Below are 18,494 nucleotides of genomic sequence, written 5' to 3' on the forward strand. Positions count from 1 at the left end.
TCAGCTATTCCTCTCTAATAGGGCGTGCAGTTCGGGATGCATCGAGGGCAGGTAGGCGCTCCATCCGGCGTTGCTGTCAGGCGTCTTGATGTCGGGATGGAAGCGCCGCACTTCGTCGGCGAAGCGCTTGCCCATCTCGCCCATGGCGCGCAACTGGCTCGCGACAAACGCCTGCGCGGCCGCGCCGATCGATTCGCGCTCGGCCTGCGCGTGACGCAGCGCCGGCAGGATCTGCCCGGCCAGCTCGGGGCTGTCCGCGCGCAGCAGCCGGCGGTTGTGTTCGCCGGCACCCAGCAGGTTGTTGATGCGCTCGTCCATGCTGATACCGACCGCGGGTACGCCGGCCTGCATGCTGGTCACGATCGCGTGAAAGCGCGAGCTGAGCAGCAGGTCGGCGGCGCGCAGCATACCGACGATGGCACCCGGCGACACGTCGCCGCTCTGCACGATCGGCGGCGGCGTGTCGAAGCGCGCGGCGAGATCATGACAAGGCTTGCGATCGACGCGGTCCATGCCGATGATCAGCACGCTGCCGTGGTTGTCCTCGCGCCATTGCTTCGCGGCCTCGGCGATCGCGTCGAGATAGGCGGCATAACCGCGGCGGATCTCGTCGCTGTCGGCGTGAAACAGCACGGCTGCGTAGTGCAGGTCGCGATGCGCGCCGTGGGTCTCCAGCTCGACGGCCTTAGCGAGATCGGGACGCACCGGCCACCAGAACGGGTTGATCGGACAGATCACGAGCAGCGGCCGCTGCCCGACACCGAGCATGCGCAGGCGCTGTTGCACGGCAGCTTCGGGCGTGGCCTGGTAAGTCCACGCGGTGTCCGCGCCCGCGGCGGTGCGCAGACCGAGACCGTCGAGCAAGGTGCGCGACTCCGCGTTACGACACAGCACGAGCGGGCCCTGACCGAGCCCGGACACGAAGTCGCGCAGACCCGGCTCCATGCGGCCGGCCTCGGCACCGTAGCCGACGGCCAGTCGTCCGCTCGCCGAAGCGATGCCCAGGCTCGCGGCCATGAAAGCCCCGAGCGCGGTGGAGAAGTTGGACTTGAACATCGAGCCTTCGCAGGCGATCACGCCGTCGTAGCGACGACAGGTGCGCTCGAGAAAGTCGGGCAGGTAGTCGCTGCTCAGCTCGGGCCGGACCTCGTCGGCGAGCTCCAGCGGTAACGTCTCGCCGGCGGCGATCAGGCCGATCTGCACCTGCTCGCGCCCAAGAATGGCGCGTATCTGGCGGATCATCTCGGCCACCCGCACATCCGCGCCCGTATTGCCGCCGCCGTTGTAGCCGGCCAGCAGCAGACGCAGCGGCGTGCCCGGTACGCGCGGCGGCGCAGCGTTCGCGCTGTTCTGGATCAGCTCGTGCAACTGGCGCAGCAGCACGGTGTCGTTGGCGCCTGAGGCCAGATATTCGTCAAGCCGGCTGGGGGGTTCGATAATCTCGGTCATGAAGCGTTCCGGGCAGGTGGACAGGGAGCGGCCAGCGCCAGTGGCGCAGCATCCGCGTGGGGCCGTCATAGACGAGGGCGGCGGGATGCCCGACCTCGTGTAGCGGGGTGAGATGCCATTCGTCGTTCAGGGGGTGCAGCAGTCGCGGTCGACCCTCGCGATCGAGTGCGATCGGTGCGTCATCGAGTGCGGACAGGCCGCAACCAATCGCCTTGAGGACCGCTTCTTTCGCGGTCCACAAGGTATAGAAACGCCGCGCCGACCCTTCGCCTTCGCCGATCGCGCGACATTCGTCCGCATTGAAGTAGTGGCTGGCGATACCGCGCCAGTCCAGCGAGCGGGCGAGGTGCTCCACGTCGACGCCCACACGCAGATCGCGACCGAGCGCGATCACCGCAATCGGGCCGGCATGCGACAGGTTGAAACCGAGCCGCGGATGAGCCGGCAACCACGGCTTGCCGCTCTCGCGGACACCCCACACGAGGCTCGCCGGCGGCTCGCCACAGGCAAGACCGAGCAACTGGCGCAACAAGCCGTGCGCGGCGGCGAAGCGATGGCTGTCCTGCGGGCGCAGAAAGGCACGCGCGCGCCGGTTCTCGTCGGCGTCGAGCAGATCGTGACGCGTCGGTAGCGCGTCGAGGTCGACCGTGACGATCTCGATATGGGCTTTATCCAGCACGAACATGCAGGCCCTCCAGATCGGCAGTGAGACGCTCGCTCAGATAATCGAGCACGAGCTTCGGCTGGTACTGCGGGAAGAAATGCCCGCCGTGAAATAACCGGCCATCGAACGCGGAGTGAGTGAGGCTCGACCAACCCTGCAAGTCGCCTACTGGCACATACGGATCGTGCAGGCCGCCCAGCGTGGTGATCGGCACGTTGCGCAGCGCGTGGGGGCTCGTGTACTGATCGTTCATCTGCAAGTCGGCGCGCAGCAGACGGAACACCTGGGTCCGCAACTCGGCGTTCTCGAAGACGATCTCCGGTGTGCCGCCGAGATCGCGCAGATACGCCGTCAGCTCCGCGTCGTTGCGTTCATGGAAGGTACCGACGTGGCCGAGCAACGGCGGACGCCGCGCCGACGCGAACACGCGCAGCGGCGCGCGGCCGCGCTGCTCGAGCTTGATGGCGAGCGCAAACGCGAGCGCCGAGCCCATGCTGTGACCGAACAGCGCAACCGGTCGGTCGAGCAATGGCTCGATCGCGGGCAGCAAATCGTCGAGCAGCGCGGCGACCGAGGTATAGGCCGTCTCGTGCGCGCGGTTGCTGCGGCCAGGCAACTGGATCGGGCAGACCTCGACGAAGTCGGGCAGCTGTTCGCTCCAGCCGCGATACGCGAGCGCGGTGCCGCCGGCGTGCGGAAAACATAGCAGGCGCATCGCCGGGTTCGCGCGTGCCGTGCGGAACAGGGTCCACGGTGCGCAGAGCCGGTCCGCACTGACGTCGACGATCGGCGGACGCTGCAGGGTGGTGCCGTTCATGCGTTTGCCTCCGCGCCAACGCTCGCTGCCTCGGCCATCTGTTGCAGGCGGGCGGCGAGTTTTTCGATCGTCGGGTAGTTCCACACGAGCGTCGGCGAGAGCTTCATCGACAGACGCTGCTCGACACGGTTGAGCAGCAGCAGGGTGCGGGCGGAATCGAGCGCGTAGCTTTCGAAGCTGCAGCGCGGATCGATCTGGTCGATGTCGACGCCAAGTTCGCGGGCGATCTGCAGCATCAGCCACTCCTGCAGATCCTCTTCGTCGTCGAGTTCGATGTCGTCCGTGGATGTTGACGTCGACGTGGATGTGACAGCCGACAGTGCCGGTGGCCACACCGAGCGCGCCATGAAATTGTCGAGATGCGCACCCGCCTCGTTCATCAGCGACAGCGCAATCGCCGCCGCATGCCGGCGGCGCGGATCGGCGAACGGCGTATCGGCAGCCCACGCGTTGAAGGCGCCCATCGCCTGGCCGCACCAGATCTGGAAGTCGAGCACGCGAGCCGGATCGCCGTTGATCGCCCAGCGCGAAGCCTGGCCCAGGTACCAGCGAAACACGAGACCCATCATGACGCGCGGGTCCTGAGCTGCCCGCTCGGCAAGACCCGGATGGCGCGCCTGCCAGAACGCGAGCGTCTGCTCTTCCACCGCTGCGAGCGGCTGATGAAAGATCTGTTGTTCGAGCCGTTTGCATTCGTCGGGCGGCAGATCGCGCAGCGTGCGATGCGCGCGATACAGCTCGCCCAACTGGTTGGCGCGCGCGGCGAACATGCTGCCGCGCTTGAGCACCTGCACGGAGACGCCGAGCTCGAACATATCGGCGGCGGGCGCCATCGTGACATCGGCGGGTTCGGCGCCGGCCAGCAGTTGCTTGACCGTATCGGAGGTGCCGGCCTCGATGCAGCCCTGGTTGATCGAACCGGTAACGACGTAGTCCGCGCCCATCGCAAAAGCGGCCGCGATTGCCGCCGGCGTGCCGAGGCCGCCGCCGGCGCCGAGCCCGACCTCGGCCGCGAGCGGAAACTCACGCGCAACGCGTGCGCGCAACGCGGCGAGCGCCGGCCACGCGCAGACCAGCGACTGTCGATCCGTATGGCCGCCCGAATCGGCTTCGACGGTGATGTCGTCGGCCATCGGCAGCAGGCGCGCGGCGGCGACTTCGCCGGCATCGAGCGCGCCTTCGGCCCGCAGCGTCGCGAGCAGTGCTTCGGGTGCGGGCCTTAAAAAGGCCTGCGCCACTTCGCGGCGCGACACCTTGGCGATGATGCGTTGCTTTGCGTGAGCGCGACCATGCTCGTCGATGCGCGCACCGCGCGCGCGGAACAGCACGAGCGCCGCGCTCAGTTGCATGAACGCCGACGCCTCGATGGTCTCGATGCCTTCGCGCAGATACAGCTCGACGATGCTGCGTTCCTGCGCCGGATGATCGGGCGTATGGATCAGGTTGAAGCACAGGCGTTTGCCGGGCAGCGAGGCACGCAGTCGCGCGATCGCTGCTTCGATACGCGCGAGAGGCAGGCCCGCCGAGCCGAAACTGGCGAGGCAACCGGCGCCGACCAGCGCTTCGAGCAGCGCCTCGCCGGCGATGCCGGCAGCCATTGCGCCGGCCATATAGGCGAGGCTCAGGCCATGGCGCTCACGGAACGCTGCGCTGCCCAGCGACTGCGCCGTGGCGGTGGCGCCGGGGATGTTCACAGGGGCATTCATTGCATTGACTCCATGGTTCTGCATCGACGATGTCGCGAGGTCAAACTTCTTCATGCCAGGGGGTGCCCTTCAGACGACGCATCAGCGAAGTGAAGGCAATCATGCTTTTCTGTATCGGCGATGCCCGATACCCCGGCTTCGGTTTGTTCGATGTCATGCCGCGCGTGATCGGGTCGCGCCAGTCGCCAAAACGCTCCCACGGCGTGCGGAAGCAGTTCGCGAGCGTCACGCCGACCACCGAGTCTTCCGGGTCCACGCCGTGCCACCAGAACGGCGGGATGTAGGCCACGTCGCCGGGGTTGAGCGTGGCTTCGTACTTGACGAGCGAAAGACGCGGCGGGAACAGCTGCTTCGCGCAACTCAGGTGGTGCAGGTTGGCTTCGAGGATGCTGTTGCAGTCCTCCCAGTTTTCCGGCGTGAGCCGGAACATCGAGAAACGCTTGCTGCCGCTCAGCTGCGTGGTCAAGGTCTCGTCGGTCTCGTGGTAATGCCAGTCCGAGGCCGCATTGCGGTAGATGAACATGCGCTGCCGGTTGTAAGTGCGGGGCGCCTTCTCGAAGCGGTCGGGCGAGATGAATGCGTGCTCGCCGAGGTCTTGCTGCCATTCCTTCGGCACCGGAATGCCGGTCATCGAATACGTTTGATCGGCGGGGGCCTCGCGCATCTCGCGGACGCAGTCCTGCACTTTCTTGATCTGCACGACCTTCTTGATGACCATGATCTGTAGCGGGTTGAAGGTGCGGCTCAGCCACGCTTTGGCGTCGGAGGGGAGCGACTCCAGATAGCCCGGGTCTTGCCACTTGCCGACCGCCGGCCAGTGCGCGGCGCCTTCCTTGATGATGAGCGGCCGGTGCCGGCACACGTAGTCGTTCCAGAAGACTTCGCGGGTCAGATCCTGGGCCGCGATGGAAGGAAGCTCGCGTCGCTCGCCGGGAACCAGATCGATGACTTTGATGATCGGGTTGGTCGTATCGGTCATGGGTTCGCTCCTGATTCTGTGCGGATGTAATGGGTTGCTTTCATCGGTATCGCTCGGCGCAGCCGTTGCGTTGCTTGAGAGTGAAGAAGCGCTGTGGTTCATGCGAGGACTCCAGGGGCATGAACTGCGGCGGCATCGACCGCGTGGTTGACTGATGTGCCGACAAGGCGCACACCGAGTCCTTCGATGCGGCCGGTAACCCGGCCCGCATCGATGAGGTCGATATCGGCGATCAGATAAGGCTCGGGATCGAGCCCGATCTCGATGATGTCGGCGCGGTAGCCGAACACCTGTCCGCGTGGCAGCACCTGGGCGCGAAAGCGCGCTTGCACCGGGCGTCCGCACACAGGCTGGAAACGCGCGCCGCGCAAACCGCGGCCGAGCCCTAACGCCAGCGCATGAACCTGCAGCAACTGGAACGCACCTTCGAGCATGCAGGGGCCGGGAAACACCGGGTCGTCCTTGAAGTGCGCGCGTACCGCCCAGTGCTGCGGATCGAGCGTGAACTCGGCCATGCTGCCGCCCAGACCGCACACGCCACCTGTGCTGCGGATGTACGGAATGCGCTCGATCATGTGCGTGATCGTCGGCGACAGACGCAACGACGGGTTGGGGCCGCCAGCGGCATGCGCACCCGACAGCACGCCTGCGATGTCGCCGTGCGCGAGCGCGACGAGGTCCTGCGTCTCGAGTGCGCGCGTGGGCGGTGCCAGCGGCGGCACGAACGGTTGCGTTGCCGGTTTGCGCACGGCCTTGTGCTGCTCGCCGATGCCTGCGCCGGTCGCCAGTTCCTCGTAGGTGAAAAAGCCCGCTGTGCAGCGTTCGATCTTCAGCAGCGGGCGACCGTTGGTGCTGGCCTGGAACTCGGTCTTGAACAGCAGCGAGTCGCCGTTGCGGAAGGAGTCGACGATCTGAATGTCGTATTCGACACATTCGCCGGCCCGCGGCGTGTCGCCCTGGAAAGTCAGCACAGCATCGAGCCAGCGATACACCCGGCGACCCTGGTTCTGCGCATCCATACCGAGCCAGCCGGCGAGGAACAGCACGCCTTGCGCGTCGAGTGCGAGATAGCAGGTCTGTCCATCGACGGCATTCCACGCCGGATCGGGCACGTCGAATTCGGTGCGGATGCGGCTACCGTGCAACTGGCCGTGGGTGCCGGACATTTCCGTTACGCGGCTTAGCGCGAGAAACGGCGGACCGGGCAGACGCAGGCGACGCGGCAACTGGTCGGCAGCGGCATAGGCGGGACCGAACACGTGCGAGATGCGGCCTTCGGCGAATTCCATGACGTCGGATTCGTTGTAGAGCGAGGCCCTGGCGCGACGGCGCGCGGCGGGCTTCGCACTGTGTTCGTCGCCGTGTGCCGCAGGAGCCGGAGCCTGAGCAGGAGTCGGACCGAGCAGGCTGGTCAGACTCTGCCGATGCTGTTCGAGCCACGCACCATGCGCTTGCGCGCGACGTGCAGCGATGGCGAGCAAGGCGGCGCTCAGTTCGCTGGAGCGCTGCTCGATAGTTTGAGCCGACGTGTCCTGACGAGCTGCCGGCACGCTGGCGACGAGGTGAGACTGAGAGCGCGCTGGGCGCGTGTCCGACGCGAGCACGGCCGACGCGTTCGTGTGCTCCCGAGGCGCGTTCGAAGACTTGCCCGCAGCGCGCTGCAACGCCTGATCGACACCGAGCCGACGCAGGTTATCCGCCAGCACGCCGGCCAGCGCTGGTTGCTGGAACCGAAGCTCCTTGTACAACGCAGGCTTCGCCGGTGCATTGGATTCGTCGGCAAGACCCCAGACGCGAGCCATGTCGAGCGGCACCCGATGCGCGACCAGCAACGCGACGAGTCTGCCGAAATTCTGCACGTCATCCTGATCGCGCCGGCTCATCGCGAACGAGACATGCGGCCGTCCGTGCAAGGTCTTGCCGATCCAGCGGCTGCAGTTCGCGCCCGGACCCATCTCGACGAACAGACGTGCACCGCGCGCATAAGCCTGCTCGGTTAGTTCGGCGAAATCGAGCGGCGAGACGAGGTCGTCGGCGATCCGTTCGGCGATGCCTTGCGGAGTCCACGAGGCGGGTGCGCCGCCGGCGAACAGCAACGCCGGCGAAGCAGGCCCGACCTGCGATGTCGTGCATACCGCGGCGATGCCGGCGCGTTCGGCCTGCGCCGGGTCGCAATGCACGACGAGGCTATCCGGCGCGGAAATCGCACCGATGCCGAGCTTTTTCAGCACTCTCGCGCACGCAGCCTGCTCGCCGATCAGCGTGACTTCGTCGGGTGCATTGACGAGGCTGACATAGGCGCGCGTCTCGCCCGCGGCAGCGGCCTTCACCGTATCGGCCGGCGCGAGCAGCAGGTAGTTGGCCCATTCGAGCGGTTCGTCGTCGGTGAGCTGCCAGTGTTCGCGCACAGCCACCTTGTCGCCGGCCAGCCGTTGCAGATGCTCGCCGAACTGATCGAGCCGGGCGGTCCAGGCATCGCCCGGTTCCCAGACATCGTTGGCAAACAGCATGCTGAGCTGTCCGAGGCTATGTCCGAACACCGCTACGGGCTCGATGCCGATGCGCTCCGTCAGCAGGCGCGTGTACAGCCAGCTCGACAGCACACCCGCGCCGATCAGCGCGTGGTTGTCGGTGAGCAGGCGTTGCTCGATCTGCATCCGTGTTTCGGGATCGAGCGGTGCGAGGCGCTGCGGATATAGCAACGACGCACCCATCGCCGCGCCCGCATCGCGGTAACCGGCATCGAGCTTGTCGAGCGCACCGGGCAGCAACGCACCGACGCCGCGCGCGAGCCCGCAGAACGCGGTATTCAACGGCGAGTAGACGAACGCGACGCCGCCTTCGCGGCCGAGCGGCGCAGCACTGAAGCGACTGCCGCGCGGCGATTGCCATTCCTGCGCGGCGGGCAACTGCGCCAGCGCGGCGCGCGCTTCCTCCAGCAAGCCTTCGACATCGTCGGCGAGCAACGCCAGCGCGAGCGGCGCGTCGGCGTCGTAGCCGCGTAATGTTTGCCGGGCACGCAGACCCAGTTGTGCCGGCGCGGCAATCAGCTCACGCAGACGCGCAAGGAGTTCATCGCGTGTCTGCGCGGTGATTGTTAGCAACAACGGTAGCGTGGTGGTAGGCGCACTGCGCGACAGCGCAGCGGGAGCTTCGCGCAGCAGCGCGTGGGCGGCGCTGCCGTCGGGATCGCGCGCGAGCACGGCGGCGTGACGCAGTTCTCCGGCCGGGCGAAACCATGGAGTCGATCCGGTCGGCACGTACGCACGACCTTCGCCCAGTGCGGCCAATGCAGCTGGTGTACCGATTGCTGAGCTCCGCTCGTCGTTCGAAGCGGCTGCGGTGTCCAACCCGGCCCAGCCAGGCAGCCTGCGCGCATTCAATGCGAGCGCCGCGTTCAGCACGCCAAGCAGAGGCGTCAGCATATGGCCGTCGCCGAATATCGCGGCGCTGCTCGCCAGTGCCGGGCACGTTGCCTCAGCTAGCGGCGCAGCCAGTGCAGCAGCCGGCAGGGCGCCCACTTCGAACAACCCGACAGGCGTTCCCTCGGCGAGACCTGCGCGTTGCCCGGCACGCTGCGCCGCATCGGCGAGGCTGTCCGCGAAACCGGCACCGAGCCATTGCGCGTAAGCGCGCGCCTGATCGTGTGTCGCTGCCGGTTCAAGGACCAGGGCGCAGGCACCTTCGGCGAGCGGGTTCTGAATCGGCTCGCCGTTTGCGTGACGGACCAGCAGATTCTCGATGGTGCCGCCCAGATCGATTGCACCGACCAGCACGGCTTGCGCTACGCCTTCCGCCAGCATGCGGGCGCCCAGATCGAGCGCACGCAATGCCGTGGTTTCGTCGCCGGACAGCGTGAACGCGGGGCCCGAGAAATCCCAGGCCGAAGCGATGCGGCTCGCAAGCAGGTTGCCGATATAGCCGAGCGCGACGGCGGCATCGGCGGGGGTATGCAGCGCGTCGGTCACGGCTTGATCGAGCTTGCCGCGTTCTTCGTCGCTTAAAGACAGTCCGGCCGCGGCGAGCGCATCGGCGAGCCGCCAGCCGCTTTCCCAGCGAGCGAGCAGGCGGTGCACGCTATGGTCCATGCTGGCCGCGATGATCACCGCGGTGCAGGTGCCGGCGGCGATGCCGGCGTCGCGCAATGCGGCGTCGCCGACTGCGAGCATCAACGGTTGTTGCGGATGCAGCCGCTCGAGATCTTTCGGCGGCAGGCGCAGCCGTAGCGCGTCGATGGCGACGCGCTCGAGATAGGCACCGCGTGGTGCCACGAACGGTAAGCCCGCGAATGTCGCGGGCGGGGCATCGCGCAGCCGTGGCTTCGCTTGCCGCAAAGCCTCGATGACGGCATCGAGATTGGCGCAGTCACCGACGGTGGCGGCAAGGCCGGTCAGCAGCGGCGGTGTTGCGGTGTCTTCGACGCGGCGCTGCGTATTCGTATCGGCACGTTGATCGATCGCAGTCGACACAGCGCCTGGCGCATCGACAACGAGATGGGCGTTAACCCCGCCGAAACCAAATGCATTAACCGCGGCGCGTCGCAATCCCTCGGGCCACGTGCGCAGTTCGCACACGATATCGGCCTCGCTGCTCAGCGGTTGCTCGATGCCGGCGGTGGGCGGCAGCACGCCTTCGCGCATCGCCAGCACGGTCTTCACGAGGCCGGCCGCGCCGGCGGCGGTGAGCAGGTGACCGAGATTCGATTTGACCGAGCCGACTGCCTGGCCCGGGCCGAATACGGCGCTCATCGTTTCCAGCTCGACGCGATCACCCATCTGGGTGCCGGTGGCATGGCATTCGACATAGCTGACGCTGGACGGCGCGACACCGGCGTCCGCGTAGGCACGTTCGCAGGCCAGTTGCTGGCCTTGTGTATTGGGCGCGGTCAGGGTCTTGCCGTTGCCGTCGCTGGACAGACCGACTGCGCGAATGACGCCATAAGTAGACGTGCCGACAACGGCCCGGCGCACCAGCATCGCGACTGCGCCTTCGCCGGGCGCGAGACCCGTCGAGCGCGCATCGAAGGGTCGGCTCGGAATGCCGTCTGGCAGCGCCTGGGTCGCGGCGAAACCGAGGTTCGCGTACAGCGGATCGAACCCGTTGGCGGCGACCACCAGCATCGCGTCGGCTTCGCCCGCGGCGATATGCAACGCGGCGAGGCGCAGCGCGTACAACGACGTGGCGCACGCTGCGTCGAGCGAATAACGCGGACCACCCAGGCCCAATGCCCCAGCGATACCGCGCACGAGACCGCCGCCAATGCGTGCCGATTGCGCATGCGTGCCTTTCAGCACACGGCCCGTTGCGAGCCGCAGTTGCGCCTGCGGAGCGACGGCATCGAATGCTTCTGCTATGGCTTGTTCGTAGAGCGGCCGGGTCAGCGCATCGCTGGCCGCGCCCACTGCCCAGGCATAACTGCCGAGCAGCAGACCGGTGCGTGCCAGGCTTTCTTTATCGGCGGGCCACAGGCCGGCGTCGCGCAACGCATCGCGCGCTACGGCGAGCGGCCATTGCAGACAACGATCCTGGGCGGCGAGAAATTCGGCCGGCAAGTGGTAGCCGTGCGGGTCGAACGTATAACCCGACGGACTCGCGATCTCGATGCTCGGCGTGCGGTCGCTACCGGTGCCGCGCAGGCGGTTCGGGTCGATGCCCCAGTCGGCGGCGACCGCTGTGCGTATCGATCGTTTGCCGGCGAGCAGATTCGCCCAGAAGGTGTCGAGGCTGTCGGCGTCCGGTAACAGACAACCGAGGCCGAGGATATCGAGCGCGAGCATCAGGCCGTCTCCATACCGATCACGTCGTCATTGAGATCGCGGTTCCACAGCGCGTCGTCTTCACCGACGACGGTGGCGGCGAAATCCTCGAGCAACGCGAACACCCGGCCGTCGCGATCGCAGAGTTCGAAGTCGCAGCTGAACTGCGGGCCGACCAGGCTGCGCACGCGCATTTCCACGAAGAAGTCGCGCGGCATCGGCGCATCGCCGCGCCAGCTGAAGCGGCCCATCGAAGCCGGCAGACACGCCGCACGGTGCCGTTCCATCAGCCAGACGAGGCAGGCGTGGCTGGCAATGTCATAGATCAGCGGTCGCAGCCCATGGCTCGTCGTGTTCTCCGACACGTGCGCAGGAATCCGGCATTCGATCAGCGTGCTGTGCGCGTCCAGCTGCAACACGCGCTCCACACCGCGGAAACTCGGCCCGTACTGGATCGGTCCAGCCAGGTAGCCGGCGGGATCGGCGGCGTTGTCGGTGGCGACCGGCAGCTTGCGCTGGCGCGTTTCGAGCGACCGGTCGAAGCAGAGATTGCCGGCGAAGCGGGGGCGCCCGTCGGCATCGGTGACCGAGGCGCGCAGCGTATGCGGCCCGCTCACTTCGAGTTCGAGCGTGAGAGTCACCGGTGCGGGCGTGTCGAAGACGACGCCCTTGAACACGCGGTAATCCTCGAGTGCGGTGACCACGCGATCCTGCCAGCGCGTCGCGCATTCCACGAGCCACTCGGCGACCCACGCCGAAGGCAGCACGGCGAGCCGGTTGATGCGATGTTCGTCGATCAGCGGGTCTTGCTGCGGCGAAAAGGACCGCTCGAGTCGCACGCGCGAACCGGCCTGGGCGCCAGGCGCGGGCAGCGTAGCGCCGACGACATACTGGTTGCCGCCACCACGTTTCGACAGGGCCGCTTCGACAAACGTCCGCGTGCCCGCGGCGAGCGGCAGCAGGCCGATGCCGCGATCGGCGAACAGCTTCTTCAAGGTTTCGTCGACCATGCCGGCATCCCACGGTCCCCATGCGAGCGAGACCGCGCGTGTCTGCGGCCAGCGATGACCGAGGCGAAACGCGAGCTTGCTCAGCGCCTCGTTGGCCATTGCGTAGTCCGATTGCCCGGCGTTGCCGGTGTAGCCCGCGGTCGAAGAGAACAGCAACACGCGTTGCGGCGGTTGTGTGTCGAGTGCGTCGAGCAAGGTCAGCAGCGCGTCGAGCTTCGGCGCGAATACCTGCTCGATGTCCTGCGCGGTCTTGTCGACGATGCGGCGGTCGGCCAGCACGCCGGCGCCGTGCACCAGCATCTTCACGGGACCGTGCGCGTCGATCAGACCGGCGAGCGCGTCGCGCGTCGCGGCGGCGTCGCCGAGATCGAGTGCGAGGTAGTCGACCTTCGCGCCATGCGCGCGGATGGCGTCGAGGTTCGCGCGTACTTCGCGTGCGGCAAGGACCGCGCGGCACGCTTCATCGATGATGCGAGGCGTGAGCTGCTTGCCGCTGCTGCGCAGGTGTTCCAGCGCTTGCGCTTTCAGCGCTGCACCCGCTGCGTGACCGACGGCCCAGGCCGGGTCGCCGGCGGTGAGGACGGTGCGTCCGAGCAGCACGAAATGCGCCGGTACCTGCGCCGCGAGCGCCTCGATGCAGGCCGCGGTGATGCCGCGCGCGCCGCCGGTGACCAGCACCAGATCGCCGGCTTGCAACGACGGCAGCGTTTCGGCTGCGGTTTCGTTTTCTTCCGTGCAGGCGAGGGTCCAGCGGCCTTGTGCATTCCAGCCGCATTCGGCCGGGTAGTGCGCGAGCGGATCGCTGTGTGACACGGCGGCGCGCTGGCAGTCGTGCCATTCCGACAGCAGGTGTTCGGCGGCGTCGGCGGGTGCCAGCGATCCGGCGAGATCGACGAAGCGCGCCACGCTTTGCGGATGCTCGTGACGCAGTGTTTTCAGCAGACCGGCGAGACCGCCGGCCACGCTATCGCCGCCGCCGTCGAAGCCGAGCCGGCCATCGAGCCGCGCGCTGCCCAGAATGCAATGCGGCTGCCAGCGCAGCACGGCGCGCACGATCAGCAGGCCGAGCGCGAGGCGTCGGCGGCTTGCCGCGTCGTCGCCTGCGGGCAACAGCAACAGCACGCTTTGCGGGTTGCCGTGGACGTTGGCGAGCGCGGCCAGTGCATCGTCGAGACCGGCCAGTTCGCACGATACGTCGGCGTGTTCGCTGACGCCGTCGGTCCATCCGGCGAGCGCGAGAACGATCGGGCGTTGGCCCTGCTGCCGCAAGCGGGCGGCGACCTCGCGGGTGAGCGGGCCGCCATCGTCGATCAGCAGTACGCCGGCGTCGGCGATCATGCGAACGGGGCGTCCCAGCGAGATCGGTACGGCGCGTACTGCGAGCGAGCGCCAGCGTTGCGCATCGTAGGTGGGCGTGGCAGCCGGTGGCGTATTGACTGCGGACTCAGCGGGTGCTGCTACGGCATTGGTCATGCCCGTCAGCAATGCGGCGATCTCAGCGATCGTGCCCGCGTTGCGCAGTTCGTCACCGGCGCTCGCGCTGTCGGCGATACCGAGCGCATCGCGCACACCGGCGAGAATTTCCACGCGCTTGATCGAATCGACGCCGAGGTCTGCTTCGAGACGCATGCCGGTGTTGAGCATCTCGGCGGGGAAGCCGGTTTTCTCGGCGATGATGCGTAGTAGCAGGGCGCCGACATCGATGCTGTCAGTAGTGGCCGGAGCCAGCGGAGCGACCGAAGCCGCCGCAGTGGTCTGTGCCGAACCTGATGCGCTCGCAACGGGCGTGGCTACCGCGGGCACTTGCACATGACCGCGCAGCAACGCAGCGATGTCGCCGATCGTAGCGGCCTGGCGTAGTTCGTCGCCGAGCTTGCCGTCGTCCGCCACGCCGAGTGCATCGCGCACGCCTGCGAGAATTTCCACACGCTTGATCGAATCGACACCGAGATCGGCTTCGAGACGCATGCTCTCGTTGAGCATCTCGGCGGGGAAACCGGTTTTCTCTGCCACGGTACGCAACAGCAGCGCGCTGACATCGATGCCCGCACTGGCGCTGACCGGTGCTGCTACGGCCGGTGCTATCGACGGAGCCGCTGCGCTTTGCTGGTTGCCCAGCAGCGCTGCAATGTCAGCGATCGTAGCGGCCTGGCGCAGTTCGTCGCCGAGCTTGCCATCTTCGGCGACGCCCAGTGCATCGCGCACACCAGCGAGAATCTCGACACGCTTGATCGAATCGACGCCGAGATCGGCTTCGAGACGCATGTCGGTGTTGAGCATCTCGGCGGGGAAGCCGGTCTTTTCGGCAACGATGCGCAGCAGTAGCGCGGCGACGTCGATGCCGGTTGCGGCGCTGGCCTGAGCCGCGACCGGAGTGGCCGCCGCAACTGAAGCCACCGAGGTAACCGATGGTGCTGCGGTTGCGCCCTGGTGGTTAGCTAGCAACGCAGCGATGTCGCCGATCGTCGCCGCCTGACGCAACTCGTCACCGAGCTTGCCATCCTCGGCGACACCCAACGCGTCGCGTACCGAGGCGAGAATTTCGACGCGCTTGATCGAGTCGACACCGAGATCCGCTTCGAGGCGCATACCGGCGTTCAACATCTCGGCGGGGAAGCCGGTCTTCTCGGCTGCGATGCGCAGCAGCAATGCGGTGATGTCCACACCCTGGCTCGCGGCTGCAACGACAGGTGCCGACGTTTTTGCGACCACCGGAGCCGGGGCTGCGACAGGGGCTGTAACGCGCGCAGCAACAACAGGTGCCGACACATTCGCGCGTGGTACTTCAAACGCAACGGGTGCGATCGTCGCCAGTTGCGGCGCAGCGACCGGTGCGCCGACGTTGCCCGACCACGAGACTGCTGCCCCGCCGATTTCCGCCGACAACGCTTGCTGTCCCTGCAGGAATTGCAGATGCAACGCCATGGCCTGTTGCTGGCCACGCTCGATCTGCTGCAGCACCGCGGCTGACGGCGCGTGCTTCGCGAGCGTCAGTGCAAGCTCGAGCTGACCGTCGAGGAACTGACGATGCACATCGGCGAGCCACGCATTTGCCTGCGCGTCTTGTCCGATGCTCTGCGTAGCAGCGACGGGCAGCTGCGCGGGTGCCACTGCCGCAGCGGGCGATTGAACCGTCACTGGTACAGACACCGACACAGCCACCGGAACCCCCGCGACTTCCGGCCACGCCGGCCGCTTGCCGATGCGATGGTTCGACGCGCTGATATTGAACGCGAGCGCACGCGGCGCTGCTTTCTCAATTGCGGGAAATTCCAGCTGCAGCGGCAATCCGAGCACAGCCAGTTGCACGGCCGCCGACTGAATTTGCAGGCCGTCGTCGCCCGCCGGATCGGGTGCGGTCGGCAGCGCAACGTGCGGTTGACCTTCGAGAATCTCGCCGACGAGTCGCGTCAGGATGCTGCGCGGACCCACCTCGACGAAGACGCGGCCGCCCTCGGCGTAAGCCGCTTCGATCTGTTCGCGAAAACGCACGGCGTTGAACGGCTGACGACGCAGCAGATCGCGTATGCCGGCGGGATCGACGGGATAGGGCGCGGCGGTCACGTTGGCCAGCACCGGACAGCGCGGCGCGTGCGGTTCGAGTGTCGCGAGCGCGTCGTTCCACGCGGCTTCCGCGTAACCGACGTGTGCCGTATGAAAGGCTGCGGCGACCGGAATGCGGACCGCCTGAATGCCCGCCTGCTTGAGCACCGGCAACGCCCGCTCGATCGCTTGCGCGTCGCCGCCGGCTACGGTCTGACGCGGACTGTTGAGGTTAGCGAGGCTGATCCCCGGCAGTTGCGGCAGCAGCGCACGCACGCGCTCGGCGTCGACATTCAGCGCGAGCAAACCGCCTTCGGCCAGTCCGGCAGGGGGTGTCAATGCACCGCCGCGCGCGAGGACGATGGCGCGGTATTGCTCGTCATCGAGGCTCCCCGCTGCCCACAGTGCGGAGAGTTCGCCGAAGCTATGGCCGATTGCGAGATCGGGACGGAAACCGTGCTCGCGCAGGAACGTGAACACGGCCATGTTGTACGCGCCGATCGAAGCTTGTGCGTACAACGTATGGGTCAGCGCCTGGCGTTGTGCCAGCGCTTGCGCAGGGGCGAAGGTTTCAGGCGGATAAAGCAGGTCGGTGATCGGAGTGTGGCCGTGTGCTTTTGCTTCGGCATCGAAGGCATCGAAGATCGTGCGCAGTTGCGGAAAATCGGTGGCGAGCTTTGCGCCCATACCGACGGTCTGCGCGCCTTGTCCGCTGAATACGGCGACCACCTTCGCGTCGCCGTCGAGCGCGCGACGGCGGTAATGAACGGTCTGCTGCACGCTCCACGCGGCTTCTTCGCCACGTTGGGACAACGTCTTCGCGGCCAGATGCAACAGCGTCGCGGCCTCGTGCGCGTTGACGGCGGTGATGCCCACACGCGGGTGATCGACGGGCGGTGCGGTGTCGGGCCAGGGCTGCGTATGGTCCGCGTCCTGTTCGAAGCGCGCGGCAACTTCTTCGCACAGTCGCGCGAGCGCAGCAGGAGTCGCGGCGCTCAAAAGCAGCGGCAACGCACGGCGATGGCCTGGATTGGCGGGCACCGTAGCCGCATATTCCTCGAGCGCCAGATGCACGTTGGCACCGCCGAACCCGAAAGCACTCACACCCGCACGGCGCGGATGATCGGGATTGCCAATCCACGGACGAGCCTGTTTCGGCAGATACAGCGGACCCTCTTCGCCGAGCAGCGTGTTTGGCTTGCGGACGTTGAGCGTCGGCGGCACCACCTTGTGGTGGAGCGCGAGCAACGTCTTGACGAGACTCGCCGCGCCGGCCGCGGCCTTGGTATGACCGATCTGCGACTTGACGCTGCCGAGCGCGACCGGCGCCTTTGCACCTTCGAGCACGGTCTGCAGCGAAGCGATTTCCACCGCGTCGCCGACGGTCGTTCCGGTCGCATGCGCTTCGATCAGGCCGACGCTGTTGGCCGGGAAACCGGCTTCGTCATACGCGTTGCGCAGCGCGCGCAACTGACCTTCGCTGCGCGGTGCGTAGATCGCGCCGCCGGCTGCGTCGGTACTCGCCCCCGCGCCGCGAATCACGCCATAGATCCGGTCGCCGTCGGCTTCGGCGTCGGCGAGACGCTTCAGCACCAGCATCGCGACGCCTTCGGAGATCAGCGTGCCGTCGGCCTCCGCATCGAACGCACTGACCTTGCCGCTCTTCGACAAGGCAGGCGTTTTGCTGAAGCTAAGAAACGCGAGCTGCGAATTGTCGGTGTCGACGCCGCCGCTGATCATCAGATCGGCGGCGCCGCTGCGCAGCTCCTGGCACGCGAGCCGCACGGCAGCCAGCGAACTGGCGCAGGCCGCATCGACGGTATGGCTCGCGCCGCCCAGACCGAAACGGTTGGCGACCCGGCCGGCCACGATATTGGCCAGCATGCCGGGGAAGGTGTCCTCGGTCCACTGCGGGTAGTAGTTGCCCATCGCGGTGGCGACGGCATCGATCTGCTCCGCCGCGACGCCGGCCTGTTTGAGCGCGTCCTGCCATTTCGGAATGTCGCTGCGACGGGCCATGTCGAGCGCGAGTTCGACGGTGGTGCCGGCCACGCCGAGCACGACGCCCGCACGCGCGGCCGGCAGCGGTTTGCCCGCGGCATTCGACTCGGTGGCATAACCGGCATCGAGCAGCGCTTCGCGCGCCACCATCATCGCGTAGAGCTGCGCGCTGTCGGTGGCATCGAGACTGTTCGGCGGGATGCCGTACAGCAGCGGATCGAAGGCGAGATCGGGCATGAAGCCGCCGCGATCGGCGTAGGTTTTGTCGGGTGCCGACGGATCGGCGTCGTGATACTGATCGATGCGCCAGCGGCTCGGCGGCACCGGCTCGAGGCATTCGGTGCCACCGAGAATATGACTCCAGTACTCACCGAGGTTGCGGGCCTTCGGTAGTACCGTGGCCATGCCGATTACCGCGATCGGTGCGGAGACCTGGTGCTGGACGTTGGAGGACTTGGGCATGAGCAGTCTCTAGTCGGACTCGGTGGGTACGGTAGCTGGGACGACAGGGTGTGACGCGGACGAACGGCGCTGCAACGCGGCCGGATCGACGGAGCAACCGGGGTTCA

At 67.1% G+C, this 18,494-nt stretch carries 7 protein-coding genes; all 7 read right to left on the reverse strand.

What is annotated here, in order from left to right; all coding sequences use genetic code 11:
• The 7 genes from M0D65_RS15720 to M0D65_RS15750 all read right to left on the reverse strand — a co-directional run bounded on the left by M0D65_RS15720 (nt 1) and on the right by M0D65_RS15750 (nt 18,387).
• A complete protein-coding gene (locus M0D65_RS15720) occupies nt 1–1,449 on the reverse strand; it encodes a polysaccharide pyruvyl transferase family protein (protein ID WP_170275682.1) in 1,449 nt (482 codons plus the stop codon).
• Nucleotides 1,415–2,134 carry a 4'-phosphopantetheinyl transferase superfamily protein gene (locus M0D65_RS15725; protein ID WP_266253523.1) on the reverse strand — a complete coding sequence of 240 codons (720 nt, stop codon included), beginning with the start codon at nt 2,132–2,134 and terminating at the stop codon, nt 1,415–1,417. The genes M0D65_RS15720 and M0D65_RS15725 overlap by 35 nt, the downstream gene beginning before the upstream one ends.
• Complete coding sequence (locus tag M0D65_RS15730; RefSeq protein WP_091015031.1) at nt 2,118–2,930, reverse strand: thioesterase II family protein; 813 nt, start codon at nt 2,928–2,930, stop codon at nt 2,118–2,120. Before M0D65_RS15730 ends, M0D65_RS15725 begins: the two co-directional genes overlap by 17 nt.
• Entirely contained in the window at nt 2,927–4,636 is a 1,710-nt protein-coding gene (locus M0D65_RS15735) for a PfaD family polyunsaturated fatty acid/polyketide biosynthesis protein (RefSeq protein WP_266253524.1), read from the reverse strand. Before M0D65_RS15735 ends, M0D65_RS15730 begins: the two co-directional genes overlap by 4 nt.
• 40 nt (nt 4,637–4,676) lie before the next feature.
• Nucleotides 4,677–5,615, reverse strand: coding sequence for a cupin-like domain-containing protein (locus M0D65_RS15740; protein WP_266253525.1), 939 nt, complete (start codon nt 5,613–5,615; stop codon nt 4,677–4,679).
• Between the two features lie 98 nt (nt 5,616–5,713).
• Nucleotides 5,714–11,392 (reverse strand): beta-ketoacyl synthase N-terminal-like domain-containing protein, encoded by a 5,679-nt coding sequence (locus M0D65_RS15745; RefSeq protein WP_266253526.1) that lies wholly within the window; start codon nt 11,390–11,392, stop codon nt 5,714–5,716.
• The gene (locus M0D65_RS15750; protein ID WP_266253527.1) at nt 11,392–18,387 is read right to left on the reverse strand and encodes a type I polyketide synthase; all 6,996 of its coding nucleotides are present in this window, start codon (nt 18,385–18,387) and stop codon (nt 11,392–11,394) included. Before M0D65_RS15750 ends, M0D65_RS15745 begins: the two co-directional genes overlap by 1 nt.
• Between the last annotated feature and the right edge of the window lie 107 nt (nt 18,388–18,494).

Source organism: Paraburkholderia sp. CHISQ3, from assembly GCF_030464945.1.
In the GTDB taxonomy this organism is placed as follows: Bacteria; Pseudomonadota; Gammaproteobacteria; order Burkholderiales; family Burkholderiaceae; genus Paraburkholderia; species Paraburkholderia megapolitana.